At 71.2% G+C, this 24,779-nt stretch carries 32 protein-coding genes and 1 pseudogene; 20 read left to right on the top strand and 13 right to left on the bottom strand.

From position 1 onward, the window contains the following. Positions 1–48 precede the first annotated feature (48 nt). Complete coding sequence (locus IE272_RS21985; protein WP_190007613.1) at positions 49–1,083, top strand: SdiA-regulated/phytase-like domain-containing protein; 1,035 nt, start codon at positions 49–51, stop codon at positions 1,081–1,083. Positions 1,084–1,123: 40 nt separating this feature from the next. Here IE272_RS21985 and IE272_RS21980 read toward each other — a convergent pair whose 3' ends face one another. Next, positions 1,124–1,528 carry a PPOX class F420-dependent oxidoreductase gene (locus IE272_RS21980; RefSeq protein WP_190007611.1) on the bottom strand — a complete coding sequence of 135 codons (405 nt, stop codon included), beginning with the start codon at positions 1,526–1,528 and terminating at the stop codon, positions 1,124–1,126. A 31-nt stretch (positions 1,529–1,559) separates the two neighbouring features. Beyond that, entirely contained in the window at positions 1,560–2,399 is an 840-nt protein-coding gene (locus IE272_RS21975) for a TetR/AcrR family transcriptional regulator (protein WP_190007609.1), read from the bottom strand. 126 nt (positions 2,400–2,525) lie between these two features. Between IE272_RS21975 and IE272_RS21970 the strand changes: the two genes are divergently transcribed. The 3 genes from IE272_RS21970 to IE272_RS21960 all read left to right on the top strand — a co-directional run bounded on the left by IE272_RS21970 (position 2,526) and on the right by IE272_RS21960 (position 5,112). After that, positions 2,526–3,626, top strand: a complete 1,101-nt coding sequence (locus IE272_RS21970; protein WP_190007607.1) for an ATP-binding cassette domain-containing protein — start codon at positions 2,526–2,528, stop codon at positions 3,624–3,626. Further along, positions 3,623–4,474 carry an ABC transporter permease gene (locus IE272_RS21965; RefSeq protein ID WP_190007605.1) on the top strand — a complete coding sequence of 284 codons (852 nt, stop codon included), beginning with the start codon at positions 3,623–3,625 and terminating at the stop codon, positions 4,472–4,474. Before IE272_RS21970 ends, IE272_RS21965 begins: the two co-directional genes overlap by 4 nt. 104 nt (positions 4,475–4,578) lie before the next feature. After that, positions 4,579–5,112 carry a GNAT family N-acetyltransferase gene (locus tag IE272_RS21960; RefSeq protein WP_190007603.1) on the top strand — a complete coding sequence of 178 codons (534 nt, stop codon included), beginning with the start codon at positions 4,579–4,581 and terminating at the stop codon, positions 5,110–5,112. Here the strand turns inward: IE272_RS21960 and IE272_RS21955 are convergent. Together IE272_RS21955 and IE272_RS21950 are read right to left on the bottom strand one after the other, a co-directional pair. Then, positions 5,096–5,431 (bottom strand): annotated as a pseudogene (locus IE272_RS21955) (helix-turn-helix domain-containing protein); the annotation flags it as partial. The gene IE272_RS21960 and the pseudogene IE272_RS21955 sit on opposite strands and share 17 nt — an antisense overlap. After that, positions 5,428–6,171, bottom strand: coding sequence for a DUF6879 family protein (locus IE272_RS21950; protein WP_190007601.1), 744 nt, complete (start codon positions 6,169–6,171; stop codon positions 5,428–5,430). The pseudogene IE272_RS21955 and the gene IE272_RS21950, both read right to left, overlap by 4 nt. Positions 6,172–6,597: 426 nt before the next feature. On the opposite strand from IE272_RS21950, the gene IE272_RS21945 reads away from it, so the two are divergent. Next, positions 6,598–7,683: a MarR family transcriptional regulator gene (locus IE272_RS21945; RefSeq protein ID WP_190007599.1), complete on the top strand. Its 1,086-nt coding sequence runs from the start codon at positions 6,598–6,600 to the stop codon at positions 7,681–7,683. Positions 7,684–7,750: 67 nt separating this feature from the next. Here IE272_RS21945 and IE272_RS21940 read toward each other — a convergent pair whose 3' ends face one another. Beyond that, positions 7,751–8,215, bottom strand: a complete 465-nt coding sequence (locus tag IE272_RS21940; RefSeq protein WP_190007597.1) for a MarR family winged helix-turn-helix transcriptional regulator — start codon at positions 8,213–8,215, stop codon at positions 7,751–7,753. Between the two features lie 205 nt (positions 8,216–8,420). Between IE272_RS21940 and IE272_RS21935 the strand changes: the two genes are divergently transcribed. From IE272_RS21935 to IE272_RS21865, 15 genes are all read left to right on the top strand, one after another. Beyond that, entirely contained in the window at positions 8,421–9,077 is a 657-nt protein-coding gene (locus IE272_RS21935) for a hydrolase (RefSeq protein WP_057665040.1), read from the top strand. Between the two features lie 72 nt (positions 9,078–9,149). Next, positions 9,150–9,458 carry a GNAT family N-acetyltransferase gene (locus IE272_RS21930; RefSeq protein ID WP_056701472.1) on the top strand — a complete coding sequence of 103 codons (309 nt, stop codon included), beginning with the start codon at positions 9,150–9,152 and terminating at the stop codon, positions 9,456–9,458. 92 nt (positions 9,459–9,550) lie between these two features. Further along, positions 9,551–10,234, top strand: coding sequence for a class I SAM-dependent methyltransferase (locus IE272_RS21925; RefSeq protein WP_057665042.1), 684 nt, complete (start codon positions 9,551–9,553; stop codon positions 10,232–10,234). Positions 10,235–10,401: 167 nt separating this feature from the next. Continuing rightward, positions 10,402–10,725, top strand: coding sequence for a gas vesicle protein GvpO (locus tag IE272_RS21920; protein ID WP_032791414.1), 324 nt, complete (start codon positions 10,402–10,404; stop codon positions 10,723–10,725). 33 nt (positions 10,726–10,758) lie between these two features. Continuing rightward, positions 10,759–11,247: a gas vesicle protein GvpJ gene (gene gvpJ, locus IE272_RS21915; protein ID WP_007449996.1), complete on the top strand. Its 489-nt coding sequence runs from the start codon at positions 10,759–10,761 to the stop codon at positions 11,245–11,247. Between the two features lies 1 nt (position 11,248). Further along, complete coding sequence (locus IE272_RS21910; RefSeq protein WP_050361196.1) at positions 11,249–12,034, top strand: GvpL/GvpF family gas vesicle protein; 786 nt, start codon at positions 11,249–11,251, stop codon at positions 12,032–12,034. Between the two features lie 2 nt (positions 12,035–12,036). Further along, the gene (locus IE272_RS21905) at positions 12,037–12,303 is read left to right on the top strand and encodes a gas vesicle protein GvpG (protein WP_007449992.1); all 267 of its coding nucleotides are present in this window, start codon (positions 12,037–12,039) and stop codon (positions 12,301–12,303) included. After that, positions 12,296–13,312, top strand: coding sequence for a hypothetical protein (locus IE272_RS21900; RefSeq protein ID WP_057665044.1), 1,017 nt, complete (start codon positions 12,296–12,298; stop codon positions 13,310–13,312). Before IE272_RS21905 ends, IE272_RS21900 begins: the two co-directional genes overlap by 8 nt. 6 nt (positions 13,313–13,318) lie before the next feature. Further along, positions 13,319–14,416, top strand: coding sequence for an SRPBCC family protein (locus IE272_RS21895; protein ID WP_050361193.1), 1,098 nt, complete (start codon positions 13,319–13,321; stop codon positions 14,414–14,416). Further along, entirely contained in the window at positions 14,413–14,799 is a 387-nt protein-coding gene (locus tag IE272_RS21890) for a gas vesicle protein (protein WP_007449987.1), read from the top strand. The genes IE272_RS21895 and IE272_RS21890 overlap by 4 nt, the downstream gene beginning before the upstream one ends. After that, complete coding sequence (locus IE272_RS21885) at positions 14,796–15,617, top strand: GvpL/GvpF family gas vesicle protein (protein WP_050361192.1); 822 nt, start codon at positions 14,796–14,798, stop codon at positions 15,615–15,617. The genes IE272_RS21890 and IE272_RS21885 overlap by 4 nt, the downstream gene beginning before the upstream one ends. Before the next feature lie 2 nt (positions 15,618–15,619). Then, positions 15,620–15,853, top strand: coding sequence for a gas vesicle protein (locus IE272_RS21880; protein ID WP_032791411.1), 234 nt, complete (start codon positions 15,620–15,622; stop codon positions 15,851–15,853). Beyond that, positions 15,850–16,146, top strand: a complete 297-nt coding sequence (locus IE272_RS21875; RefSeq protein WP_007449980.1) for a gas vesicle protein K — start codon at positions 15,850–15,852, stop codon at positions 16,144–16,146. The genes IE272_RS21880 and IE272_RS21875 overlap by 4 nt, the downstream gene beginning before the upstream one ends. A 108-nt stretch (positions 16,147–16,254) precedes the next feature. Continuing rightward, positions 16,255–16,725 (top strand): Asp23/Gls24 family envelope stress response protein, encoded by a 471-nt coding sequence (locus IE272_RS21870; RefSeq protein WP_050361191.1) that lies wholly within the window; start codon positions 16,255–16,257, stop codon positions 16,723–16,725. Between the two features lie 92 nt (positions 16,726–16,817). Continuing rightward, entirely contained in the window at positions 16,818–17,231 is a 414-nt protein-coding gene (locus IE272_RS21865) for a DUF4259 domain-containing protein (protein ID WP_050361190.1), read from the top strand. A gap of 9 nt (positions 17,232–17,240) precedes the next feature. On the opposite strand, the gene IE272_RS21860 is transcribed toward IE272_RS21865, so the two are convergent. From IE272_RS21860 to IE272_RS21825, 8 genes are all read right to left on the bottom strand, one after another. Continuing rightward, positions 17,241–17,852 carry a Uma2 family endonuclease gene (locus IE272_RS21860; RefSeq protein ID WP_050361189.1) on the bottom strand — a complete coding sequence of 204 codons (612 nt, stop codon included), beginning with the start codon at positions 17,850–17,852 and terminating at the stop codon, positions 17,241–17,243. Between the two features lie 163 nt (positions 17,853–18,015). Beyond that, complete coding sequence (serC, locus tag IE272_RS21855) at positions 18,016–19,134, bottom strand: phosphoserine transaminase (protein ID WP_007449973.1); 1,119 nt, start codon at positions 19,132–19,134, stop codon at positions 18,016–18,018. 99 nt (positions 19,135–19,233) lie between these two features. Further along, on the bottom strand, positions 19,234–20,463 hold the full coding sequence (locus IE272_RS21850) for a cytochrome P450 family protein (RefSeq protein ID WP_050361188.1): 1,230 nt from the start codon (positions 20,461–20,463) through the stop codon (positions 19,234–19,236). Continuing rightward, positions 20,460–21,722 carry a cytochrome P450 gene (locus tag IE272_RS21845; RefSeq protein WP_050361187.1) on the bottom strand — a complete coding sequence of 421 codons (1,263 nt, stop codon included), beginning with the start codon at positions 21,720–21,722 and terminating at the stop codon, positions 20,460–20,462. The genes IE272_RS21850 and IE272_RS21845 overlap by 4 nt, the downstream gene beginning before the upstream one ends. Beyond that, positions 21,719–22,363, bottom strand: coding sequence for a GTP-binding protein (locus IE272_RS21840; RefSeq protein WP_007449968.1), 645 nt, complete (start codon positions 22,361–22,363; stop codon positions 21,719–21,721). Before IE272_RS21840 ends, IE272_RS21845 begins: the two co-directional genes overlap by 4 nt. Beyond that, on the bottom strand, positions 22,344–22,715 hold the full coding sequence (locus IE272_RS21835; protein ID WP_007449967.1) for a DUF742 domain-containing protein: 372 nt from the start codon (positions 22,713–22,715) through the stop codon (positions 22,344–22,346). Before IE272_RS21835 ends, IE272_RS21840 begins: the two co-directional genes overlap by 20 nt. After that, positions 22,712–23,131: a roadblock/LC7 domain-containing protein gene (locus IE272_RS21830; protein WP_007449966.1), complete on the bottom strand. Its 420-nt coding sequence runs from the start codon at positions 23,129–23,131 to the stop codon at positions 22,712–22,714. Before IE272_RS21830 ends, IE272_RS21835 begins: the two co-directional genes overlap by 4 nt. Next, positions 23,128–24,702: a sensor histidine kinase gene (locus IE272_RS21825; RefSeq protein ID WP_190007595.1), complete on the bottom strand. Its 1,575-nt coding sequence runs from the start codon at positions 24,700–24,702 to the stop codon at positions 23,128–23,130. The genes IE272_RS21830 and IE272_RS21825 overlap by 4 nt, the downstream gene beginning before the upstream one ends. Positions 24,703–24,779 lie beyond the last annotated feature (77 nt).

Genomic DNA, 24,779 nt, shown 5'->3' with positions numbered 1-24,779 from the left:
TGGCCGATCACGGCTCCGGCCTGCGACGTGACGATGGACACTTGGGTCATGCCCTCGTATCCGACCGGCCCGGCGGGCCGCGCCGCCGCCACACTCGCCGCCGCTCTCGCCGTCGCCGTTCCGCTGTTCGCCGGGGCCGGTCCGGCCGTGGCCGACGACGGGCGGCCCGACCGTGACTTCACGATCGAGGACCCCCGCATCACGGAGTCCAGCGGCCTCGCCGCCAGCCGCGCGCACCCCGGCGTCTACTGGACGCACAACGACAGCGACGACGGCCCCTACGTCTACGCCGTCGACTCCCGCACCGGGAAGACCCTCGCGACCATCACCATGCGGGGTGTGGGCGAGCCGAGGGACGTCGAGGGCATCTCGATCGGGCCGGACGGCGATCTGTACGTCGGTGACATCGGCGACAACCTCGACGGCACCTGGGACCACGTCTGGATCTACCGCTTCCCCGAGCCGAAGACCCTGCGCGACGCCACCGTCACGGCCGTCCAGTACGACGTGACGTACGCCGACGGGGCCCGCAACGCCGAGGCGCTGATGGTCCACCCGAAGACCGGCCGCGTCTACATCGCCTCCAAGAACGAGGACGGCGGCGGCCTCTACGAAGGACCCGCGAAGCTCACCGCCGGCTCCGCGAACGTGTTCCGGCGGGTCGGCGAGGTGCCGTGGGTCACGGACGGGGCGTTCTCACCCGACGGGACCCGGCTGGTGCTGCGCTCGTACTTCAGCGCCCGCGAGTACGCCTTCGAGGACGGCCGCCTCGGTGAGGACCGGTCGGTGGCCGCCCCGTTCCAGCGGCAGGCGGAGTCGGTGACGTACACGGCGGACGGCTCGGCCCTGATGTTCGGCTCCGAGGGGGCCCGCAGCGATGTCGTCCGCGTGGAGACGGAGGGCGGGCCGGGGGGCGGTTCCGGGTCCGGGTCCGGCGAAGGGTCCGGGGCCCCTTCGAAGGGCGGTGATCAGGGGAGCGCCGGCGGCACGGGTGAGGGCGGCAGCGGCAACGCGGCCCTCGGGGCCGCCGTCCTCGTCGGGGTCGCGGCCCTCTGGCTGGCGCTGAAGCGGCGGCGTAAGTAGCGGAGCTCGCCGCGGCCGGTGCGCTCGCGCCGGCTCGGGCTCAGACGTCGTCGTCCGTCACCGGCCACACCTCGTAGTGCAGGGTCCGGTCCCGCTTCAGCCGGTGCGCGAGCGGGACGAGCACGCCCTGCACGACCGGGTACTTGCGCGACAGCATCCGCGCCGCGTGCGTGTTCTCCTTCGTGCCCGGCCGCAGCAGGCGTGCGTGCGCCCTGATCTGCGGTCCGGTGGGGCTGCCCCGGACCGTGCAGGGGGCGATCTCCACCTGCGGGTGGTTGCGCATCCGCTCCACCTTCCAGGCGGAGGAGAACGTGCGGATGAACGCGTGATCGCCCTCGACGGCGATGTTGACCGGTGTGCCGACGGGGGTCCCGTCCTGCCGATGGGTGCTCAGCAGGACGGCGTACTGCTTGACGAAAGGAGCGAGCTCCCGGCTGGCGTCCATATATCCATTGGGGCACGGGCCGGGGGTGCTGTCATTTCCGGGCCGCTGTCCGCTCCGCTGTCCCGTCTGTCGCCCTTTTCGTCGTCCGCTCCTCGACCAGGGCCTCGAAACCGGCGATCAGCCGTCGCAGCCCGAACTCGAAGTGATCGAACTCGGCGCTGAAGGTGTCCTCCGACAGGCTCGCCATCATCGGGTACGCGCCGCTGAGCATGGCCCGCTCCAGGTAGGGGCTCTGGTTGTCCCAGAACTCCTGGTCGCTCAGCCCCGTCTCCCGCACCGCCTCCGCCGCGTCGGCCCGGGTGCGGGCGAGGCCCTCCACGAAGCTGTTGACCGTGATGATCACGCTGATCAGCTCGGGGTCGCGCAGCCCCATGGACCGCAGCGCGGTGAGGGAGAGTTCCAGACCGCGCAGGGCGCTGGGGCCGAGCACCGTACGGGCCTGGTTGATCTTCAGCAGCCAGGGGTGGCGGCGCAGGTTGTCCAGGTAGGTACGGGCCATGGCGTCGATGGACGCCCGCCAGTCGGCGGGGGGCGCGGGAGCGTCGACGGGGTCCGTGCCGGAGGGCAGGGGTTCGCCCAGCACCCGGTCGAGCATCAGGTCCAGCAGTTCGGCCTTGCCGGGCACGTACCGGTAGAGCGACATCGTGCCCGTGCCCAGCTCGGTGGAGAGCCGGCGCATGGAGACGGCGGCCAGCCCCTCCGCGTCCGCGACGGCAACGGCGGCGGTGACGATCCGGTCCAGCGTGAGGCCCGGTTTGGGGCCGCGGCTGGGGCGGTCCCCGGTGCCCCACAGGAGTTCCAGGCTGCGTGCGATGTCGCCGCTCCCGGTGGCCGTGCCGTCCGTCGCCGCTGTCGATCCGTCTTTCGCCATGGGGCCAGCGTAGTGCTCGGGAATGGAGTTGGGTACGCCGTACCCGTATCGGAGTACGCTGTACCCAATCAGGGGTACGGTGTACTCAGTTAGCTTCCGGTCGTTCGAGGAACAGGGGGTTGCGCCATGCCCATGCCTAAAACAGGGTCGGGGTCCGCGTCCGGGTACGCGGTGCTCGCCGAAGGTGTCGTGAAGCGGTACCGGGGCCGGGGGAAGGGCGGGACGGAGAAGCGGGCGCTCGACGGATTCGATCTCGCCGTCCGCCCCGGCACCGTCCACGGCCTGCTCGGCCCGAACGGGGCGGGCAAGACCACCGCCGTGCGGGTCCTCGCCACGCTCCTGCGGTACGACGCGGGCCGGGCGGAGGTCGCCGGGCTCGACGTGGGGCGCGAACCCCGCCGCGTACGGAGCCGGATCGGGCTCACCGGCCAGTACGCGGCCGTCGACGAAGGCCTCACCGGACGGCAGAACCTGGAGATGTTCGGGCGGCTCTTCCACCTCGGCAACCGCCGGGCCCGGCAGCGCGCCGGGGAACTGCTGGACCGGTTCGACCTGACCGAGGCCGCCGACAAGGGCGCCAAGGAGTACAGCGGCGGCATGCGGCGACGGCTCGACCTCGCCTCCTCGATGATCCTCCAGCCCGACGTGCTCTTCCTGGACGAGCCGACGACCGGGCTCGACCCGCGCGGCCGGGGCGAGGTCTGGGACGCGGTCCGGGCGCTGGTGGCGGGCGGCACGACGGTGCTGCTGACCACGCAGTACCTGGACGAGGCGGACAGACTCGCCTCGCACATCACCGTCATCGACCGGGGGCGGGCCATCGCCGACGACACCCCGGACGCGCTGAAGAACCGGGTCGGCGGCGACCGGATCGAGGTGGTGGCCGCCGACGCGGGGGACCTCGACGCGGTGGCGAGGACCGTCGACCGGGTGGCCGGGGGCGGGCTCGTCGTCACCGACGCCGCCACCCGCCGGGTGCACGCCCAGGTCGCCGACCGGGTGGCCGCACTCACCGAGGTGGCCCGGAGCCTCCAGGACGACGCGATCGCGGTGGAGGACATCGGGCTGCGGAGGCCGAGCCTGGACGACGTGTTCCTGCGCCTGACGGGACACGGCACGGCCCCCGAAGTCGAGCACCGCGCCGCCGAGCACCAAGACCCCGGGCGTCGCGACCCCGAGAGCCACGACACCGAGAACCACGACTCCGCGGAGGTGGCGGCGGCATGACCACACGCGAAAAGAACCCCTCTGCGACGGCGCCTGCGGCGGACCCGGTCCGCAACCACGGCTCTGTCTTCTGGGCGGTCTCCGACTGCTGGAACATCACCCGCCGCACCCTCACCCACTACCAGCGCCACCCCTCCGCCGTCGTCTGGCAGCTCGGCTTCCCGATCCTCTCCGTCCTTCTCTACGGATACGTCTTCGGGAGCGCGATGAAGGTGCCCGGGGGCGGGGACTACCGGGAGTTCCTGATGCCCGGCATGTTCGCCATGACCATGGCCATGGGCTTCATGAACACCGCCGTGGCCGTCGTCACCGACGCCGCCAAGGGGGTCGTCGACCGTTTCCGGTCCATGCCGATGGCTCCCTCCGCCTTCGCCTCCGGACGCGGGGCGGCCGACCTGGTGGTGGCCGCGGCCGAGCTCACCATCCTGGCCGTCACCGCGCTGCTGATGGGCTGGCGCGCGGACGGCGGGGTGATGGCCGGCCTCGGGGCGTTCGGGCTGCTCCTGCTGCTGCGGTTCAGCCTGATCTGGGTGGGCGTCTGGCTCGGCATGCTGGTGCCCACCCCGGAGGCGGCGGGCGGACTGTACGCGGTGGCCTTCCCCGTCACGATGATCTCCAGCACCTTCGTGGCCCCGTCCCTGATGCCGGGCTGGCTGGGCACGATCGCGGCCTGGAACCCGATCTCCTCGACCGCGACGGCCACCCGCGATCTGTTCGGGAACCCCGTGGCGGGCGGCGACACCTGGGTGGAGGAGCACGCCCTGCTGATGGCCGTGGTGTGGCCGCTCGTGATCACGCTGGTGTTCCTGCCGCTGGCGGTCCGCCGGTTCCAGCGCCTGAGCCGGTGAAGGTCCTCGCGCACCGGTTGTGAGCTGCGGACATCATGGTGCCCGGGTCCCGGGACCCAGGGGTCGGGGGTCGGGGGTCGGGGGTCGGCATAGGGTCGGACACCGTGCCGACAACCACCACGCCCCTGCCCTTCACCACCACCCGCCTCGACGCGCTCCCCCTCGAACCGGCGTACGCCGAGGAGATGGCGGCCGTCCTCGCGGACCCGGCGCTGTACGTGTTCACCGGGGGCGGCCCACCGGACCCGGCCGCGCTGCGGTCCCGGTACGAGCGGCAGAGCGCCGGTTCGCCGGACCCCGGGGAGCTGTGGTGGAACTGGGTGCTCCGGGTCCGCGCGGACGGGGTCCTCGCCGGATACGTCCAGGCGACGGTACGGGGGCCCCGGGCGGAGATCGCCTGGGTGATCGGGACGCCGTGGCAGGGCCGGGGCTACGCGAGCGAGGCGGCGAAGGGCCTCGCGGCGCACCTGGTCGAGGCCGGAGGCGTCCGGGAGCTCGTGGCCCACGTCCACCCCGACCACGCCGCGTCCGAGGCGGTGGCCGCGGCGACGGGCCTCCGGCCGACCGGGGAGTGGGAGGACGGCGAGAGGCGATGGACGGGCAACCCACTTGTGCCACAACCTGGATGTGCTGCGTAGCCATCGTCTCGGTGACAGCCAGTTCCTGGCGTGCCCGATGACCACCGGCGAGTTGCCGTCGCCACGACCGGTACTGCGACTCCAGTCCGACGAGCCGCCCCCGTAACTCGGTTGCCACACCAGGCCGTCCCACCGCCTGGGCCCACTCCGTGAGGTCGCTCGCGGTGGGGGTCTGCTTTCCTGTCTCCAGGCGGGACACCTTCGAGGGTTGCCAGCCAAGCACGTCGGCCACGCCCTTGCCGTTGAGACCGGCTTCGCTGCGAAGCTCGCGAAGCCGTGCTCCGAGGGCGACCCGCGCGGTTTGGAAGTCGGTGCTCACCCGGTCGAAGGTACTGCCTTCGCGAAGTCCGCGGTGCGCGTCGCGTGGTGCCAGGCAGCGTCTCGTACCTGGCAGGCGAGAGTGACTTCGGCCGGGTCCTCGCTGATGACGACGCCGAGGGTCGTGTCGTCCTCGGCGAAGACGAACCGGGCGATCAGTCGGGAGTCGAACAGCCAGAAGTCGTGGTCGGGCAGGCCAAGTCGGACTGCCTGGGAGCGTGGCAAGTTGCGGATGTCCTCACCAGCGGCCACGTTGCCCAGGCCGCTGGCCAGGAGAAACTGCTGCCCCTCGGTCGGAGGCTCGTCGACGAGCCGGACCCGCTCGAACCGCTTTCCCTGGGCAGTCTGCGCCCGGACATTCTCGCGCCATGCGTTGTCCGGCTCAGCCGAGATGTCCACGCCGCTTTTCCATCGTTCCCACTTCGGGCTGTTGCGGTCGGAGGCGTATCCGCGCCGGGATTCCAGCCGGAACGCGGTGTGCCTGAACTCGCGGAACAGCGGTGCGATCTCGGAGAACGGCACCATCTCAGGATCGGTAGTGCGTGGGGCGAAGCGGACCAAGAGTTCGCGTGGCACCAGCACGAATGTCTCGCTGTCCTTCACATCGCGAAGCTGCGCCAGTTGCTCGGGGTCGGTGACGCGGTCGCCCTGGGCAAGGATGTCGGTGGTGCCCTCGACCTCGTAAAGAGTGGGGCAGTCTCCGTCGTCGCTGGTGGTACCGAGAAACCTGAGGATCGTCATAGTGTCCTCCGCCTGCGCTGGGTGGGAATCCAGGATGCGGCGGATGGCGCGAGACCGAGGACCGATTGCGCGGAATTGCAGATTCTCATCAGGGCAGAGCATTGGCGCGTGGTCCCGAACGGTCGGGTCACTCCTGCGGGGGTATGTGGATGGGGCCCGGGCCCGAAGCTCGGGTGCCGGGATTCGGGTGTCGGGATGCGGGACCCGGGGTTCGAGCGCCTTCTTTAACCGGTAGGTAGAAGAAGGGGTTTGGGGAAACCTCCCCTACCTCCCCGCCCCGTCGCGGCCAGGAAATATGACTAATCGTGACGGCTTGCGGCACAGCGTCACGACTGCTTACGGTGCGAGAACCAAACGACCCCGACGCGGTGTTGTCGCACCAGGCCGGGGTCTCACCACAAGATCGGCACCTTAGAAAGCGATCCCATGGCTACTCAGCACCTTAGCCCTGCCCTGCGTGTCCCAGCAGCCTCGCCCGCGTACCCGATGGCCAAGCCCGGCTACGGCAAACGCTCCGCACCACATCAACAGGCCCGAACACGCCACGACTTCGCCCTCCTGCCGACCCGCGAGCGGTACGTCGCCGGGTTCGTCGACCACCTCCCCGACGGTGCCGCGATGAGCGTGAAGACCCTGGCCAAACAGCTCCCGCTCTACGGGCAGCAGGCCGTCTCCACCGCGCTGACCGCCTTGTCCGTCGCCGGGCATCTGCGGCGCGTACGGTGCGCGGTCGTCGGCGCGGGCGACGAAACCCGCTGGGTCTTCCGCACCTTCTGGTCCCGCACCGCACGCGACAACGAGTGGTGGAACACCTACCTCGCCACCGAGCAGGCCGCCCTGGCCGCGGCCCCCGTACCGGAGGCGTCCGCCTTCGACGCGGCACCACCGCCACCGTGGGCCCCGGCCGAGGAACTGCTGCCGCCTGCACCGGAGCGTCCCCGTACGGAACAGACCCCCAAGCCCACCGCCGTACCGCACCAGCGCACCCCTGCCCGGGTGCCGGAAGCCGAGCCCGTGCCGCCCGCTCTGGACGCCGCTCCCGCCGTCGAAGCCGGCCGGTCTCCCGCCTACCTCGCCCTGGCCCGCCTCGGCCGGGACGACCACCGCCTCACCCTCTCCGCCGACGACTGCGCCGCCCTGGAACCCCAAGCGGCACAATGGCTCGCCCGGGGCGTGAGCGTCGACTACCTGACCAGTGCGCTGACGGCGGGGCTCCCCGCCAAGGTCGACTCCCCCGTCGGCCTCCTCCGCCGCCGACTCACCGACAAGATCCCACCCCGGCTGCCCACGGCCGGAAGCCCCTCGCCCGGCGCACCGACCCCCGTCCGTCACCTCCTTGTGGAATGCACGGACTGCGGCCGCCCCGGGCCCCCGCAAGCCCTCCCCGGCGGCCTCTGCCGCCCCTGCCGTACGGCTCACTCCGGAGCCGCCGAGGACTCGCCCCGCCCCGTCGACATCGCCGACGTCAAGGCCCACATGAACAACCTCCGCGACCTGCTCAAACCCGTCTGAGCGCACGTCGACAAGCCGGTTGTCCCGATGTCCGGTGCGGTACCTCGCGGCGCTGTCCCGGAGCTGGTCAGTCGGGCTGCTTCTCCATGTGCGTGAGGACACGGTTCGCGATGTGGGAGAGGGAGTCCAGCTCTTCCTGGGTGAGGGCCTCGATGAACAGCCGGCGGACCTGCTCGACGTGCAGGGGAGCGGCGTCCTCGATCGCCTTCCGGCCGGCCGGGGTGGCGACGATGAACGCTCCGCGTCCGTCGTCGGGGCAGTCCTCCTTGGTCACCAGTCCGCGCTTCGCCATCCGCCCCACCTGATGGGACATCCGGCTCTTCTCCCACTCCACCAGCTTGGTCAGGTCCATGAAGCGCATCCGGCCGCCGGCCTCGGTGAGTTTGGCCAGCACGATGTAGTCGGAGGGGGACATGCGGGAGTCGGCCTGTACCTGGCGTGAGAGCCGTCCGATGAGCTTCTCCTGCATGCGGATGAAGCTGTCCCAGGCGGCCTGCTGCTCCGGGGTCAGCCAGTGTGGCGGTGCGTCCATGCGAGGAGCGTAGCGAGGCGGTCGGCGGCTCAGCCATCTCCTGGACGGGGCCGGTTCCCGCACCGGGCGATCGGTCTTCCGTACACCTCCGCAAATCGGCTGCCACGGTGACTAGTTGACGTGTCAATCACCGGTCCCTAGGGTGGATGACACGTCAACTAAGTGACTGCGGCACGCACACGTGAAGCTCCAGAAGGGGAATCCCATGAGCACCCAGAACAAGGCCGGACTCAACGCGCTGCTGACGCCGGAGGAGAGCGTCCTGGTGCTGATCGACCACCAGCCGTTCCAGTTCGCCAACCTGAACAGCCATGAGCCGACGATGATCGTCAACAACGTCGTCGGGCTCGCCAAGGCCGCGAAGGTCTACGACGTGCCGACCATTCTGACGACCGTTCTGGAGGAGCGCGGCGGCCTGATCGTCCAGGGCATCCAGGACGTGTTCCCGGAGCAGAAGCCGATCGACCGGACCTTCATCAACACCTGGCAGGACGAGCGCGTCGTCGACGCGGTCAAGGCGACCGGGCGGAAGAAGCTGATCCTGGCCGGGCTCTGGACGGAGATCTGCCTGGCGATGCCGGCCATCCAGGCTGCGGGCGAGGGGTTCGAGGTCTACGCCGTCACCGACGCGTCGGGGGGCGTGTCGGCCGAGGCCCACGACATGGCGGTGCGGCGCATGGTCCAGGCGGGCGTCGTGCCGATCACCTGGCTGGCCGTGATGGGGGAGTGGCAGCGCGACTGGGCCCGCGAGGAGACCATCCCGGGGGCCGCAGAGGTCCAGGCCCAGCACGGCGGCGCGACGGGGGTGGCCTTCGCCTGGGAGACGCAGCTCCTCGCCGGGAGTGCCCGGAGCGGTGTCTGACACCGGGGCGGAACCGGGGGCGAGTACCGTCCTGACCAGGACGTTGTGGACGAAAGAACGGACAGAGGACACATGGCAGTCGAAGTGAAGGACGTTCCCGAGGCCAAGCGGTACGAGGCCCGGGTCGACGGAGAGACCGAGGTCGCGGGCTTCGCGGACTACCTCCGTACGGCGGAACTCATCGCGTTCCTCCACACCGAGGTCTCGCCCGCGTACGAGGGCAGGGGCGTCGGGTCGGCGCTGGCCCGCATCTCCCTGGACGAGGCGCGCGCCGCCGGACTGCGGGTACTGCCCACCTGCCCGTTCTACGCGGGATGGATCGCCCGGCACCCCGAGTACCAGGACCTGCTGTACCAGTCGCGCAGCAAGGTCAGCGACTGAACGGCCGGGGGGAGGGAGGGGCGCGGACCCACTCCCTCTCCCCGTGGTCGCCCGAGAACAGGGCCGGTGAAGGCGCGCCTAGAGTGGCGGCCATGTCTGCCTCTGACTCCACGCCCGATTTCCAGCGTGCGACCCGCGAGTCGTACGACACCCTGGCCCCCGCCTACGTCGAGTTCGCCCGAGGCGAGTTGGCGGCCAAGCCTCTGGAGCGCGCGCTGTTGAGCACGTTCGCGGAACTCGCGGCGGCCGGCGGCGGCCTGCCCGTGGCCGACGTCGGCTGCGGAACGGGCCGCGTGACCGCACATCTGCACGAACTGGGCCTGGGGCTCGACGTGTTCGGGATCGACCTCGCGCCGCAGATGGTCGCCGTGGCCCGGGAGGAGCACCCGGGCCTGCGCTTCGAGGAGGGGTCCATGCTCGGCCTCGGACTCCCGGACGCCTCGCTGGGCGGCCTGCTCGCCTGGTACTCGACGATCCACGTCCCGGACGAGGAACTGCCGCGCGCCTTCGCGGAGTTCCACCGCGTACTCGCCCCGGGCGCGCACGTACAGCTGGGCTTCCAGGTCGGGGACGAGCCGCTGCGGCTGACGGAGGCGTGGGGCATGGAGATCTCGCTCGACTTCCACCGGCGGCAGCCTGAGCGGGTCGCCGCGCTGCTGCGGGGGGCGGGCCTGGAGGTCCGGTCCGTGGTGTGGCGGGAGCGGGACACGGACGGGCCGTTCCCGGAGCGGGCGCCGCAGGGGTTCGTGCTGGCGCGGAGGCCGCTCGCGGTCTGACCGCCCCCGCCGGCGTCCGATCCAGGGCAGACCCCGGCTGTCGTCCGACCTCGCCCGCCGCCTGTCCCGCCCGGCCCCGCTCGCTGTCCGGCCCGGGCGGGGTGTCGGTGTCGCACCACCGGCTCACCCAGGATGCGGAGCGCCCCATAGTGACCAGACTGGTCACTATGGCAGACCAACGTTCAGCGCGCGCCGAACGCTCCTCCCCGGGGACCCGGAAGAAGTCCTCGGCCAGGAAGGGGCCCGAGCACGCAGCCCGCGCCGCCTGTCAGAGCCTGGAAGCGCTGATCAGCCACCCGGCCGAGGGCGTCTCCGCGATCCGGCGCTCCGACGACGACGGCTGGTGCGTCGTCGTGGACGTCCTCGAAGTGCCGCGCATCCCGGACACGACCAGTCTCCTCGCCTCGTACGAGGTGCGGCTCGACGGGGCCTGCGAACTCGTGGAGTACACCCGGGTCCGCCGCTACCGGCGCGGTGCCGCCGACGAGTGATCCGACTTCGTCCGACAGCTGGAAGGACCCCCCATGACGACCACGAGTTACGTCGACGGCACCGCTCCGTGCCCGCCCCGCGCCGGCACGCTCTACGACGTGCTGGAGCTCATTCTCGACCGGGGCATGGTGATCGACGTATTCGTCCGTGTCTCCCTGGTCGGTATCGAGATCCTCAAGATCGACGCGCGCATAGTCGTGGCGAGCGTCGACACCTACCTGCGCTTCGCCGAGGCGTGCAACCGTCTCGACCTCGAACGTGACTCCGGCAGCACGACCGTCCCCGAGCTGCTCAGCGGCTCAGCCGCCCGGTCCATCGGCAAGCGGAAGGTGCGCAAGGCCGCCGAGACGGTCGGCGACACCGTACGCAAGGCGGTCGGGGCCGGCGGATCCGACGATGACGACGAGTACGACGAGGAAGAGGCGGAGGAACGGCCGGAGCGCCCGAAGAAGCGCCGTGCCCCCGCCCGCAGCAGCAGTGGCAGCGGTGGCACGAGCCGTCGCCGCAGGGCGGAGGCCTGACGTGCGCGCGGACGGCCCGGGGGCGGGCACGGCCGACGGACCGGGTCTCTACGTGTACGCGGTCGTCCGGGCCGGAACGCCGCTGCCCCGGAAGTCCGGGGGCGTCGGCAGCCCGCCCGCCCCGCTGCGGACGGTCGCCGTCGGCCCGGTGGCCGCGGTCGTCAGCGCCTCCCCCGCACAGTTGCGGGCCCGGCGGCGTGACCTGCTGGCACACCAGGAGCTCCTGACGCGCCTGGCGGGCAGCGGGCCCGTCCTGCCGATGCGCTTCGGCATGGTCGCACCGGACGAGGACGCGCTGCGCGCCCAGCTGACCGCGGCGGAGCCGGGCCACCTCGCCGCCCTGGACCGGGTCGCCGGGCACATCGAGATGAACGTCAAGGCCTTGCCGGCCCACGACTCCCTGGCCGCACTCGTGGCGGGCGACGCGACCGTGCGGCGGCTGCGCGACGAAACCCGCAGGCGGCCCGGGTACGAGGCCAATGTGCGCCTGGGCGCGGCCGTCGCGTCCGCCCTGGCACGCCGGGCGGGCGAGGCGGGACGGCGGGCGCTGCGCGATCTGGCCCCGATGGCTCGGGCGACGGCCGAGGGCCCCGAGGTTCCTGGCTGCGCGCTCAACCTGTCCTTCCTCGTGGCGCAGGCCGACAGCGACCGGTTCCGTGCGACCGCCGAGCGTTTCGCGGCGGCCCATCGCGACCACGTCGAGCTCCGCGTCGCGGGCCCGCTGCCCTGTTACAGCTTCGTCGGCGCCGGCAATGTGAGCCCGCCCGCACCGGTCGGTGGGGGCTGACGATGGGGCTGATCTCCGGAGTGCTGCTGCTCCCCCTCGCGCCCGCCCGGGGCGTGATGTGGATCGCGGAGCGGTTGCAGGACGCAGCCGAGCGTGAACTCTACGACCCCGGGGTGATCCGCGCGCAGCTTGCGGCACTCAACCAGGAGCTCGACGAGGGGCACATCGGGCTGGACGAGTTCGAGGCAGAAGAGGAAAGGCTGCTCGACCGGTTGTACGCCGCGCAGACCGGCCGGACACCGACGACAGAAGGTGACAGACATGGATGACCAGGCAAAGGTGGCGCTCGCAGCCGCCGTAGTGGGCGGATATGTGCTGGGCCGGACGAAGAAGGGCCGGTTGGCGCTGAGCGTCGCGACGTACCTGGCAGGGCGCCGGTTCGGACTCGAACCCCGCCAGCTGGCGGCCGAAGGGATGCGCAGGCTCGGTGAGGTCCCGCAAGTCGCCGAGTTGCAGGAGCAGTTGCGGGGGGAGGTTCTCGACGCGGGACGCCAGGCGGTGACGGCCGCCGCCAACCGCTCCATGGCTTCCCTGGCGGACGCCATCGGCGACCGGACGGCCCGGCTCACGGCGGCACCGGACGACGAGGCGGACGAAGAGGACGAGGGCGAGTACGAGGACGAGTACGAGGAGGCCGAGGAAGAGCCGGAGGCCGAGGAAGAGCCGGAGGCCGAGGAAGAGCCGGAGGGCGAGGAAGAGGAAGAAGAGGAAGAAGAGGAGGACGAGGAGGACGAGGACGAGGAGCCCGAGGAGGAAGAGGGCGAAGAGGAAGAGGGCGAAGAGGAAGAGGAAGAGGACGAAGGCGAGGAGCCCGAGGAGGAAGAGGAGTTCGAAGAGGAGGAGGCCCCGCCGCAACCGTCCAGGCCGAGGAAGTCCCCCGCCAGGAAGGCGGCACCGGCCAGGAAGCAGGCCGGGAAGAAGACCGCTCCGGCCAAGAAGGCAGCGACGAAGAAGGCCGCTCCCGCGAAGAAGGCCCCGGCCAAGAAGGCCGCTCCCGCGAAGAAGGCCTCGGCCAAGAAGGCCACTCCCGCCAAGAAGTCGGCGCCGGCCAAGAAGTCGGCCCCGGCCAAGAAGGCCGCTCCCGCGAAGAAGTCGCCGGCCAAGAAGTCGCCGGCCAAGAAGTCGGCAGCGAAGAAGTCGGCGAAGAAGACCGCCCCGGCCAAGAAGTCTGCCGCCAAGAAGTCCACGGCCAAGAAGTCCGCCCCTCAGAAGTCTGCCGCGAAGAAGACAGCGACGTCGAAGCGGTCAGCATCCAAGCGCGCCGACCGCCGGAGGTAGTCAGCCATGGCAACGACGGACAAGGACGAATCCGAGGCTCCGGCGGAGTCGGGTGTCGACCGCATCAAAGAAGAACTGTCGAAGTTCGCCAGTGCTCAGGTCCAGACGCTCGCCGAGAAGGCGGGCGGCAAACTCAAGGACCTCACCGGCCAGTTGACCGACGCGGCCGAGAACGGCGGCTCGCTGCCCGCCATCGGTTCCCGCGTGCTCCAGGGCGAATCCCCGGTGAAGGCGTTCGTCTCGGAGAAGGCCAAGGGGGCCAAGGACGCGGTGGTGGACAAGGCGAAGAGCGCGTTCGGCGGGGGCGGTGGCAAGGGCAACCGCAAGGCCGGCGGCGGCAAGTTCATGAACATCATCGAGGTGATGGACGTCGGCGTTCCGCTGCGTACCGCCTACGACGCCTGGACGCAGTACGACGAGTTCAGCGGCTTCATGAAGGGCGTCCAGAGCGTCTCGAAGGGCGAGGACGAAGAGAGCGACTGGAAGGTCAAGGTCGGCCCCTCCTCCCGCAGCTTCAAGGCCACGGTGCAGGAGCAGGTGCCGGACGACCGGATCGTCTGGACCTCCGAGGGCGCCAAGGGCAGCACACGCGGAGCCATCAGCTTCCATGAACTGGCTCCGAACCTGACCCGGATCGTGCTGGTGATGGAGTACTACCCGTCCGGGTTCTTCGAGAAGACGGGCAACCTCTGGCGCGCCCAGGGCCGCCGCGTACGGCTGGACTTCAAGCACTTCCAGCGGTACGTGACCCTCACCGAAGAAGAGCCCGAGGGATGGCGCGGCGAGATCCGCGACGGCGAGGTCGTGGTCAGCCACGAGGAAGCCGTCGAGCGCGAGGAAGCGGAGGAGGAAGAGGCAGAGGACGGGGAGGACGAGGAGGAGTACGGGGAAGAGGAGCCCGAGGAGGAAGACGGGGAAGAGGAGCCCGAGGAGGAAGACGAGGAAGAGGAAGAGGACTACGACGAGGAGGGCGAGGAACCGGAGGAAGACGAGGAACCGGACGAGGAAGACGAGGACGAGGAACCGGAGGAGGACGAGGAGGAGCCGGAGGAGCCGCCCGCTCCGAAGCGCGGCCGCAAGCGCCGGTCGGGGGCCTCGCGGTGACCGACCTCGACTTCCGCCAGGGAGGGCCGCCGCCGGCCAACGGCCCCGGGACCACCAACCTCGCCGACATTCTCGAACGCGTCCTGGACAAGGGCATCGTCATCGCCGGGGACATCAAGATCGACCTGCTCGACATCGAACTCCTCACCATCCGGCTCCGCCTCTTCGTGGCATCCGTCGACACCGCGAAGAAGGCGGGAATCGACTGGTGGGAGACCGATCCGGCCCTCAGTTCCCGAGCCTCGCGCAACGCTCTGGAGGACGAGAACCGCCGGCTGCGGGAACGCCTCCAGGCCCTCGAACCGGCGACGGACGAGGACCGCGACCCCGGCCCGGACCGAAGCGCCCGCAGAACCGACAGCAAGGAGACCGGGCAGAGATGACGCATCGCGCCCACCGGGACCAGGCTCCGGACACCGGTGTCACGTACGTGTTCGCCGTCTGTCGGGGCACCCGTGCCACGCGCACGGCCGATGTCACCGGCCTGGTCGGTATGCCCGGCGGTGCGGCCGTCCGGCTGCTGCCCTCCGGACCGCTGACCGCTGTGGTCCAGACCGTTCCTGCCGCCGACTTCACGGACGAGGTCTGGCAGTCGCGGCTCTCCGACCCGCGGGAGATCGAGCGATACGCACGGGCCCACCACGAGGTCGTGTCCGCCGCGGCCGCTCACGGGCCCGCCGTACCGCTGCCCCTCGCCACGCTCTACCACGACGACGACCGGGCCCGCCGCGCTCTCGACGACGAGGCACACCGCTTCCACCGGGTGCTGAAGCGCATCGCGCACCACGCCGAGTGGGGCGTGAAGGTGTACGAGCCTGCGACCGCCCCCGAGGTAGCGGAACCCGTCACCGTCGGAGGCGGCGGGCTCGAAGCTCCCGCCGCCGGTGCGGGGCTCGCCTACCTGAACCGCAGACGCGGGGTCCAGGAGCGACGAGAGCAGCGCCGGGAACGGGCCCTGTCCGTCGCGGAATCCGTGGACGCCGAACTCCGTGAGGTGGCCGCCGCGTCGCGCCGCCTCCGTACGCACGGAGCCGTACCGGGAGGTGACGGCAGGGTGCACGTGCTCAACGCGACCTACCTCGTCGCCGAGCACCGGTCGGAAGAACTGGGCGTGCTGGTACGGGGATTGGGTGAGCGGACCGGGGCGATGATCGAGCTGACCGGCCCCTGGGTGCCGTACTCCTTCGTCGGGGAGGTGTAGCCGTGGCGGCGGAGCGCGCGGTGGTGCCCTGGGACAGCCCGGAGCCCTTGAGCGGGCCCATCGGGGTGCCGCTGGTCGACCTGCTGGACCGTGTTCTGGCGACCGGTGTCGTCGTCAGCGGGGACCTGGTGATCGCCATCGCCGACGTACCTCTGGTGCGGGTGTCACTGCACGCCCTGCTGTCCTCGGTCAGCGAGCGGGTTCCGGCGCCCTGGGCCGACGGGGGCCCGTTGTGACGGGCTCGGGCCGGGCCCCGGGCTCACGGGTCGACCTGGACTCCGAGCAGATGGGGCGGGACCTGGTGGCCCTGGTCCTCACCGTGGTGGAGCTTCTCCGGCAGTTGATGGAGCGGCAGGCGATCCGCCGGGTCGAACAGGGTGACCTCAGTGACGAGCAGGTCGAGGAGATCGGGACCACGCTCATGCTGCTCGACCAGCGGATGAAGGAGCTCTGCGACCAGCACGGCGTGCGACCCGAGGACCTCAATCTGGACCTCGGACCGCTGGGGACGCTGCTGCCCCGCGACTGAGGCCCGGTACCCCGAATGGCGGATGGCCGCAGGCGGGCGGAGAGTGAATGAGGGGGCCCGCACGGGCGGGGAGGAGCGCCCGTGGCAATCACTCTCTGTGAGGCAGACATGGTCGACATCGAATCCCGGAGCGGAAATCCGGAGACGAGCGGCGGGAACCAGGGCAGCGACGTGCGCGGCAGGACCACCATCGCCGACGGCGTCGTGGCCACCATCGCGGCCATCGCCATCCGCGAGACCGACGGCGTTCACTCGGTGGGCAAGGGCGCGTCGAAGGCACTGGGCGCCGTGACGGGCAGAGTGTCCGGGTCCTCGGGCAAGGGACGGACCGTGAAGGTCGAGGTGGGCGAGAAACAGACGGCGATCGACGTCGACGTCGAGGTGGAGTACGGCGTTCCGATCCATGAGCTGGCCGACCGGATCCGCACGCACGTCATCGACGCCGTGGAGACGATGACCGGGCTGGAGGTCGTCGAGATCAACATCAACGTCTTCGATGTGCACGTCCCGGACGAGGACGACGAGGAAGAGGACGGTTCGGACGGCGGCGGTTCCGGAAAGCGTTCCCGCGTGCTGTGAGCCCGACAGGGCGGCCGGTTGTCAGTGGTGGCTGTGAGGATGGGGACACCGGCACGACGGGTTGACCGGCACAGCGGATTGAGGGGGACCCCATGGGCGCCTGGGACATCGGCCACTTCGACAACGACACCGCGGCCGACTTCGGCGGACGGGTCGACGACGCGGAGCCCGGCAAGAAGGCCGACGTGCTCCGGGACGTGCTGAGCGCCATCGCGGACACCGGGCCGGAGCAGTACGCGGACTGCGGGGAGGAGGCGGTGGCCGCCGCCGCGCTGATCGCCGCGCAGTGCCCCGGAGGAGAGCCCGTCACCACCGCGTACGGCCCGAAGGAGCCCCTGCCGCCGCTCCCCGCCGACCTGCGCCCGCTGGCCGTCCGTGCCCTGGACCGCCTCACCGCGGAGAACGCGGAGCCGCTGGACCTGTGGGCGGAGGCCGGTGAGGACCAGGCGTGGCTGGCCGGGATAGCCGCGCTGCGGGCGGTGCTGGTGGGGGCGTCGGGGGAGTAGGCCGCGTCCTCAGCGTTTCGGGCGGCCTGCCCGCACCAGCTCGTCGACGTTCAGGGAGACCTCGGCACCGATCGAGGCGGGCAGCGGGGCCTGCTGGCCGGGGGCGTAGACCTCGTGGCGGTCGTAGCCGCCGGGGAGGGGTTCGGTCAGGACGTGGACCCGGCCGTGCTTGCGGTCGACGATCACGTACACCGGGATCTTGGCCTGGGCGTAGGCGGTGACCTTGTTGCGGAGGTCGTTCTGGTAGTTCCCGGAGGTGACCTCCAGGACCAGGCGGAAGCAGGCGGGGTCGTAACTGTTGTTCTCGCGCGGGTGCTCGTCGAAGTCTGCGTCGACGATCGCCAGGTCGGGGATCGCGAAGTCCTGAGGGCCGCCGGGGAGCCAGAGGCCGATGGCTTGGAGGACTCTCGACTCCTCGCCATGGAGACCTGCCGCAATGAAGGGGACCATGAGCGTGGTCAGCGCGTTGGCGTGCGGGCCGTCCGCAGGTGGGGCCACGGTGATGACGCCTCCGATGATCTCGACGCGATGCCCCGGAAGCTGCTCGGTGAGACGGTTGGCCGTTTCCAGCAACGTTTCCGGCTCATCGTCACAGGGGTGCTCGACTGCTGCTGCAGACATTGCGGGCCTCCTGGAATGGGCTGGTGTCGAGAGCATCATCGTAGGACGGGACAGCCGAAGATCGCGCTTCTGGCATATGCCACCCGGCCGAGTGAAGCAGAAACGGCCCGGCACACCGCGTGGGTGCCGGGCCGTCTCCGTACAGTCGTACAGAACCGAAGAGCTACAGCTTCTCGATCACATAGTCGATGCACGCCGTCAGCGCCTGGACGTCCGCCGGGTCGATCGCCGGGAACATCGCCACGCGCAGCTGGTTGCGGCCCAGCTTGCGGTACGGCTCGGTGTCCACGATGCCGTTGGCGCGCAGCACCTTGGCGACGGCCGCCGCGTCGATCTCGTCCGCGAAGTCGATCGTGCCGATGACCTGCGAGCGCTTCGCCGGGTCCGTGACGAACGGAGTGGCGTACTTGGACTCGTCGGCCCAGCCGTAGAGGTTCTGGGAGGACGCGGCCGTGCGGCCCGTCGTGAAGTCCAGGCCGCCCTGGGTGTTCATCCACTTCAGCTGCTCGTTCAGCAGGAAGAGCGTGGAGAGCGCCGGGGTGTTGTACGTCTGGTTCTTGAGGGAGTTGTCGATCGCCGTCGGCAGCGAGAAGAACTCCGGGATGTGCCGGCCCGAGGCGTGGATCCGGGCGGCGCGCTCCAGGGCGGCCGGGGAGAACACGGCGATCCACAGGCCGCCGTCGGAGGCGAAGGACTTCTGCGGGGCGAAGTAGTAGACGTCGCTCTCGGTGATGTCGACCGGCAGGCCGCCCGCGCCGGAGGTGGCGTCCACCAGGACGAGGGCGCCCTCGTCGGCGCCCGCGACGCGCTTGACCGGGGCCGCGACACCGGTGGAGGTCTCGTTGTGGGTGAAGGCGTAGACGTCGACGCCCGCCTCGGCCTTCGGGTCCGGGTGGGTGCCCGGGTCGGAGGCGATGACGGTGGGGTCGGACAGCCAGGGCGCGAGCTTCGCGGCCTTGGCGAACTTCGACGAGAACTCGCCGAAGTTCAGGTGCTGGGACTTCGACTCGATCAGACCGTGCGTCGCGACGTCCCAGAAGGCGGTCGAGCCGCCGTTGCCGAGGATGACCTCGTACCCCTCGGGGAGGGAGAAGAGGCTGCGCACGCCGTCCCGTACCTCGCCGACCAGGTTCTTGACCGGGGCCTGGCGGTGGGACGTGCCGAGGAGAGAGGTGCCGGTGGCGGCCAGCGCGTCGAGCGCCTCCGTCCGCACCTTGGAAGGACCGGCGCCGAAGCGTCCGTCTGCGGGCTTGATGTCAGCGGGAATCTGGATGTCGGCCACGGGACGGAGCGTAGTCCCTCGGTGGCACGGCTCCGTAACCGTGTCCGTCCGATGAGACGTGCGCTCCGACCCGTGGATCCCCGAGCCGAATGATGCGGATCAGCTGTCGTGGCCGAACGGGCAGCCCAGCTCCACCGGCAGCTCGTGCAGGTCGTTCTGCGTCACGATCGGCTTGTTGCGCAGCTCGGAGGCGGGAACCGCCAGGTCAAGTTCCGGGAACCGTTCGTACAGGGCCGGGAGCGCGATGCCCGCCTCCAGGCGGGAGAGCGCCGCACCCGGGCAGACGTGCGGGCCGTGGCCGAAGGCGATGTGGCGGTTCGGGGTGCGGGTGGCGTCGAACTCGCCCGCCGTCGGGCCGTACTGCTCCTCGTCCCGGCCCAGCGCACCGAACGAGACGATCAGGCCCTCGCCCTTCGGGAGGACCTGGTCGCCGACCTCGATGTCCTCCGTCGCGAAGCGGATCAGGACGTGCGAGGTCGGGGTGTTCCAGCGCAGCGTCTCCTCGATCACGCCGTCCCACCCGATCTCCCCGTTCAGCACCTTCTTGCGCTGCTCGGGGTGGGTCGCCAGTGCCTCCACGACGTTGACGATCAGGCTGATCGTGGTCTCGTGTCCGGCGGCGATGATCAGTTGCAGCGTGTTGACGATCTCCTCGTCGCTGAGGTGGTCGCCGTCCTCGGAGGCCGCGATCAGGGCGCTGGTCAGGTCGTCGCCCGGGTTCGCCCGCTTGGAGTCGACGATCTTCGTGAAGAGGGTCCCGAGGTCCGCCATCATCTGCGGGACCTCCTCCGGCGGCGTCTGCGTCGAGAAGAACTTCTCGAACAGTTCCTTCAGCCGGGGGTGGTCCGCCGCGTCCACGCCCATCAGCTCGCTGATCACGTTCATGGGGAGGGGATAGGCGAACTCGGCCTTCAGGTCGACCGGCTGTCCGGCCGGGAGGGCCGCCAGCCTCTCCAGGCTCGCGTTCGTCAGCGCCTCGATCCCGGCGCGCAGCCGCTCCACCCGCTTCACCGTGAGCGCCTGCGCCACCAGCGTACGGAGACGGCGGTGGTCCGCGCCGTCGACCGTCAGCATCGAGCGGCCCGGGTTGGCCAGGCCGATCAGCGGCCAGTCCATGGGTATCTCGCCGCGCTGCCAGGCGTTCCAGACGTTGATGTCCTTGACCACGCGGCTGTCGGTGAGGAGCGCGCGGGCCTCCGCGTGGCGGGTGACCGCGTACACGTGTACACCGCCGGGCAGCTCCACCTCGGCCAGCGGGCCGGCGGCCCGCAGCGCGGCGCTCTCGCCGTCGAGGTCTCTGACGAAGGGGTCGAGCGCGATGCGGGTCATGCGGGGCCTCCGAAGCTTCCGGGTCTTCCGACGGCGGGGGTGGGTGTGAAGAGCACCGGCAGGTCGGTGAGCCCGCGCAGCCAGGGCGACGGGCGGCGGGTGAGCTGCTCGGCGGGGACGGCCAGGTCCACGTCCGGCAGCCGGTCGAGCAGGACCTCGATGCCGGTACGGGCGATGACCTCGGCGGTCTCCTGGGCCGGGAACGGGCAGCGGTGCTCGCCGTGGCCGAAGGAGAGGAAGGCGTTGTTGCCGCCGGTCAGCGCCGAGGCGTGGGTCCGCACCTGCGGGTCGCCGTTGGCGGCGGCGATCCCCAGGAGCAGCAGGTCGCCGGCGCGGATGTGGCGGCCGCCGAGGTGGGTGTCGCGGGAGGCCCAGCGGCCGGCCACGTTCTGGGTGGGGGTGTCCTCCCAGAGGACCTCGTTCATCGCCTCGGCGACGCTGTGCCGGCCGCCCGAGAGCGAGGCGGCGAACCGGTCGTCGGTGAGCATCAGGCGGAGCGAGTTGCCCATCCAGTCGCAGGTCGGCTGGTGCCCGGCCGCCATCATCACCATGAGGTCCTGGGCGACCTCCTCGTCGGTGAAGCCGCCGGTGTCCGCGAGCATCCGGCTGGCGACGTCGTCGCCGGGCTCGGCGTGCTTGTCGGCCAGCAGCTGGAACATCGAGGTGGCGAGGTGCTGCTGTCCGGCGAGCGCCCGCTCCCGGCCGTCGATCATGTCGTTGATCGAGTCGGCCAGCGGGTGGGCGTTCTCGTCGGAGAAGCCGTAGATCCTGGCCAGCACGAGGGCGGGCAGCAGCTTGGCGTAGTCCGCGATGATGTCGACCGAGCCCTTGGTGCAGAACCGGTCGATCAGCTCGTCGGCGAACTCCTCCGCGTACCGCTTCAGGGAGAACGGGTCGACGCCCTCCAGCGCGTTGCTGATCATCATGGCGCGGACGCTGTGGCGTTCGCCGACCGTGTAGAGGATCGAGGGCTGCTTGCGCCCGATCATCGGCAGCAGCGGCCAGTCGTCGGGGATGCGGTCCCACTGGTTCCACAGGTCGGAGTCCCGGCTGAACAGGACCGGGTCGCCGGTGACCTGGTGCAGTTCGCGGTAGCCGAGGACGAGCCAGGCGGGGACGTCGCCGTCGAGGACGACCGGGGCGATGGCCCCGTGGTCGCGGCGTATGTCCCGGTAGAGCTGGACGGGGTCGCTCTGGAAGCGGGGCCCGGACAGGGGGACGGATCCGTGGGTGACGGGGCAGCCGGAGACAGGGGTCACGGGGCGGGCTCCGGGGTCGGGCCGGCCGCCGCCAGGGCCGCCTCGGGGGCGTGGAGGCGGGCGGCGGAGAGCGCGGCGAGGTGTTCGACGAGCGTGATGAGCACGTACTTGCTGGACGAACGGTCGCGGGCGTCGCACTCCACCAGCGGCACGTCCTCCGAGAGGTCCAGGGCCTCGCGGATCTGCTGCTCGCTGTGGAGCGGGCCGCCGAAGTCGTTGCACGCCACGATGAACGGTGTGCCGTGGTGCTCCAGGCGGTCGATGGCGTACCAGGAGTCGGCGAGCCGCCGGGTGTCGACGAGGACGACCGCGCCGAGCGTGCCGGAGAACAGCCGGTCCCACAGGAACCAGAAGCGCTCCTGTCCGGGTGCGCCGAAGAGGTACAGCACGGACCGTGCGTCGAGCGTGATCCGGCCGAAGTCGAACGCCACGGTGGTGGACGACTTGGCCTGGATGCCGTCGAGGTGGTCGACGGCCTCGCCCGCGCGGGTCATGGTCTCCTCCGTGTTGAGCGGACGGATCTCGCTCACGGATCGGACCATGGTGGTCTTGCCGACCCCGAAGCCGCCGACGACAACGATCTTCAGTCCGTTGTCGGCCGTCGCGCTCAGGGCGGCGCGGTCAGAGGTTGCGGAGTCCAACGAGCACCTGTTCCAGGATGTCGGGGTCGGGGAGCCGGTCCGCGACACGGGCTGTACGGGGGTGGCGGGCGCTGATCCGGCCGGTGTCGAGCAGGTCGCACAGCATGATGCGGACGATGCTGACCGGCAGGTTCAGGCTCGCGGCTATCTCGACGACGGCGGTGGGGCCCTGGCACATCCGCAGGATCGCGACGTGCTCGGACTGCATCCCCGGGGCCGGGTCGCACTCGGCGACGACGAGCGTCACCAGGTCGAACGCGGCGGAGTCGGAGCGGCTGCGGCCCCCGGTGAGGGTGTACAGCCGGTCCGGATCGTCGTCGCGGCCCGGTCGGGGGCGGGGGGCCGTCGTCATACGGCCCGGACCTCGGCGGGTTCGCGCGGCGGCGCGACGAGGTGTTCGCCGAGCTGTTCGACCAGCTCGCTCATGTTGTGGCCGACGAGGCCGACGTCGGAGTCCTCGTCGGCGACGACGGCCAGGTGGGCCCCGGCCCCCGCCTCGACGATGAACAGCACGCCGCCGTAGAACTCGGCCATCGCGGACCGTACGCCGCCGGTGCCGTCGCCGAATTCGATGGACGCGCCGTGCGACAGGCTCTGGATCCCGGCGGAGATCGCGGCGAGCTGGTCGGCCTGGTCGACGGAGAGCTCGGGGGTGCGGCACAGCTTGAGGCCGTCGCGGGACAGGACGAGGGCGTGGCGGGTACCGGGGGTGCGGTCGAGCAGCCCCTCCAGCAGCCAGTTGAGCTTCTCGTCGGTGGTCGCGGTCATCGGGTGTTGCCTTCCGGGTGCGTGGAGTTGGCCCGTACCGCCTTGCTGAAGGTGCTGAAGCGCGCTGCCTGGACCTTCGGGTCGGTGGTGCGGGCCCGGGGGTTGTCGGCTCCGCCGGGGGTGGCGTTGCCGGTACGGGACTCGGCGGCGGCCAGTGTGCGGCCGCGGCGGCGCTTGGGCAGGCCGCTCTCGCCGAACGCGGGCACGGCGCCGGTGGACTCGGACTCCGACTCCGCCGCCGGGGTCGGGGTCGGGGGCGTGGAGGCGTCGTCCTCGGGGAGGGTCCGGGCCGCGGGGGCGGCGCCGGCGGTGTCCGCCCCTGCGGCCGAGCCGTGCGAGGGCTCCGGCTCGGCGGGGGCGGTGGGGGTGGCCGGGGCGGCGGCGACCGGGGTGGCCGCCGGGGCCGCGACGGCCTGGGGCTGGGCCGGGATCGTCGGCGTCGGTGCGGTCGAGCGGGAGATGAGGTCCTGGGGGAGCATCATCAGCGCGCCGGTGCCGCCCCGGGCGGACGGCCGGAAGGAGACGGTCAGGCCGTGCTTGCGGGCCAGCCGGCCGACGACGGCGAGTCCGAGGCGGGTGCCGGAGAGGTTGGTGAGGTCCTGGTTCTCCGCGGAGACCGCCTTCTCGGCGCGGCGCAGCTGCACCTCGCTCATGACGAGCCCGCTGTCCTCGACGGTGATGACGATGCCCGCCGGGACCTCTTCCACGTACACGTGGACCTCGGCGGTGGGCGGTGAGAAGTTGGCAGCGTTGTCGAGGAGTTCGGCGAGTGCGTGCATGACGCCCTCGGCCGCGTGGCCGGCGATGGCGACATCGCTGGTGGAGTGCAGGCGGACCCGCTGGTAGCTGCCGATCCGGCCCATCGCGCCGCGCAGGATCGACTCCATGACGATCGGCTTCGCCCAGCGCCGGCCGGAGCGGGCCCCGGTCAGCACGGCGATGGAGTCGGCGAGGCGGCCCGCCTGGGCGGTGCGGTGGTCCAGGTGGAGCAGGTCCCCGAGGACGGACTCGTCGGAGTGCCGGTGCTCCATCTCGCGGAGGTCGGCCAGCATGCTGGTGGCCAGGGCCTGCATCCGGCCCGCCGCGTTGGCGCAGGCGGCGACGGCGGCGGACCGCTCGGTCTCGGCACGGGTGGCACGGGCGGTCAGCCGGTCGACGGAGACGGCCAGGCGGCCCTGCTCGGCGGCGGCCGCCGCGGCGATCCGCTCGTTCTCGGCGCGGGCGTCGGCGACGACCCGGGCGGTCTCGGCGGAGGCGGCGCCCTTGATCCGGGCGGTCTCCGCGGTGAAGCGCTGGGCCTCGACCGCGGAGGAGGAGACCAGGCGCGAGGTCTCGGCGGTGAACCGCTGGGCGTCGGCGGCCCGGAGGGTGCGCAGGGTCCGCGCGGTCCCCAGGGTGTGGACGGTGACGGCCACGCAGACGCTCAGCAGCACGGCGGCTGCGCCCGCGCACCAGGCCAGCGGGGTCCGTACCGCGTCGGGGGCCGCGGCGACGCCCCACAGGGTCAGCGTGCCGGTTGCGGCTGCCGAGATCAGCAGGGCGAGTGCGGTGGGCCGGTGTGAGGGGCGCAATCGGAGTCCTCGGTGGCGGACGGTGCGGGACGGTATGAGGCGGTGCGGGACGGTGCGAGGTGGTTCAAGCGGTGCGA

This window comes from Streptomyces anulatus (genome assembly GCF_014650675.1).
Lineage (GTDB): Bacteria > Actinomycetota > Actinomycetes > Streptomycetales > Streptomycetaceae > Streptomyces > Streptomyces anulatus.
This window is presented reverse-complemented; position numbering and strand designations above follow the sequence as displayed.

Bases quoted from the DNA above. Each gene is read 5' to 3' on its own strand.
- IE272_RS21985 (WP_190007613.1), top strand. From the start codon at position 49: ATGCCCTCGTATCCGACCGGCCCGGCGGGCCGCGCCGCCGCCACACTC.
- IE272_RS21980 (WP_190007611.1), bottom strand. From the start codon at position 1,528: ATGGACGCCAGCCGGGAGCTCGCTCCTTTCGTCAAGCAGTACGCCGTC.
- IE272_RS21975 (WP_190007609.1), bottom strand. From the start codon at position 2,399: ATGGCGAAAGACGGATCGACAGCGGCGACGGACGGCACGGCCACCGGG.
- IE272_RS21970 (WP_190007607.1), top strand. From the start codon at position 2,526: ATGCCCATGCCTAAAACAGGGTCGGGGTCCGCGTCCGGGTACGCGGTG.
- IE272_RS21965 (WP_190007605.1), top strand. From the start codon at position 3,623: ATGACCACACGCGAAAAGAACCCCTCTGCGACGGCGCCTGCGGCGGAC.
- IE272_RS21950 (WP_190007601.1), bottom strand. From the start codon at position 6,171: ATGACGATCCTCAGGTTTCTCGGTACCACCAGCGACGACGGAGACTGC.
- IE272_RS21945 (WP_190007599.1), top strand. From the start codon at position 6,598: ATGGCTACTCAGCACCTTAGCCCTGCCCTGCGTGTCCCAGCAGCCTCG.
- IE272_RS21940 (WP_190007597.1), bottom strand. From the start codon at position 8,215: ATGGACGCACCGCCACACTGGCTGACCCCGGAGCAGCAGGCCGCCTGG.
- IE272_RS21935 (WP_057665040.1), top strand. From the start codon at position 8,421: ATGAGCACCCAGAACAAGGCCGGACTCAACGCGCTGCTGACGCCGGAG.
- IE272_RS21930 (WP_056701472.1), top strand. From the start codon at position 9,150: ATGGCAGTCGAAGTGAAGGACGTTCCCGAGGCCAAGCGGTACGAGGCC.
- IE272_RS21925 (WP_057665042.1), top strand. From the start codon at position 9,551: ATGTCTGCCTCTGACTCCACGCCCGATTTCCAGCGTGCGACCCGCGAG.
- IE272_RS21920 (WP_032791414.1), top strand. From the start codon at position 10,402: ATGGCAGACCAACGTTCAGCGCGCGCCGAACGCTCCTCCCCGGGGACC.
- gvpJ (WP_007449996.1), top strand. From the start codon at position 10,759: ATGACGACCACGAGTTACGTCGACGGCACCGCTCCGTGCCCGCCCCGC.
- IE272_RS21905 (WP_007449992.1), top strand. From the start codon at position 12,037: ATGGGGCTGATCTCCGGAGTGCTGCTGCTCCCCCTCGCGCCCGCCCGG.
- IE272_RS21900 (WP_057665044.1), top strand. From the start codon at position 12,296: ATGGATGACCAGGCAAAGGTGGCGCTCGCAGCCGCCGTAGTGGGCGGA.
- IE272_RS21895 (WP_050361193.1), top strand. From the start codon at position 13,319: ATGGCAACGACGGACAAGGACGAATCCGAGGCTCCGGCGGAGTCGGGT.
- IE272_RS21885 (WP_050361192.1), top strand. From the start codon at position 14,796: ATGACGCATCGCGCCCACCGGGACCAGGCTCCGGACACCGGTGTCACG.
- IE272_RS21870 (WP_050361191.1), top strand. From the start codon at position 16,255: ATGGTCGACATCGAATCCCGGAGCGGAAATCCGGAGACGAGCGGCGGG.
- IE272_RS21865 (WP_050361190.1), top strand. From the start codon at position 16,818: ATGGGCGCCTGGGACATCGGCCACTTCGACAACGACACCGCGGCCGAC.
- IE272_RS21860 (WP_050361189.1), bottom strand. From the start codon at position 17,852: ATGTCTGCAGCAGCAGTCGAGCACCCCTGTGACGATGAGCCGGAAACG.
- IE272_RS21850 (WP_050361188.1), bottom strand. From the start codon at position 20,463: ATGACCCGCATCGCGCTCGACCCCTTCGTCAGAGACCTCGACGGCGAG.
- IE272_RS21835 (WP_007449967.1), bottom strand. From the start codon at position 22,715: ATGACGACGGCCCCCCGCCCCCGACCGGGCCGCGACGACGATCCGGAC.
- IE272_RS21830 (WP_007449966.1), bottom strand. From the start codon at position 23,131: ATGACCGCGACCACCGACGAGAAGCTCAACTGGCTGCTGGAGGGGCTG.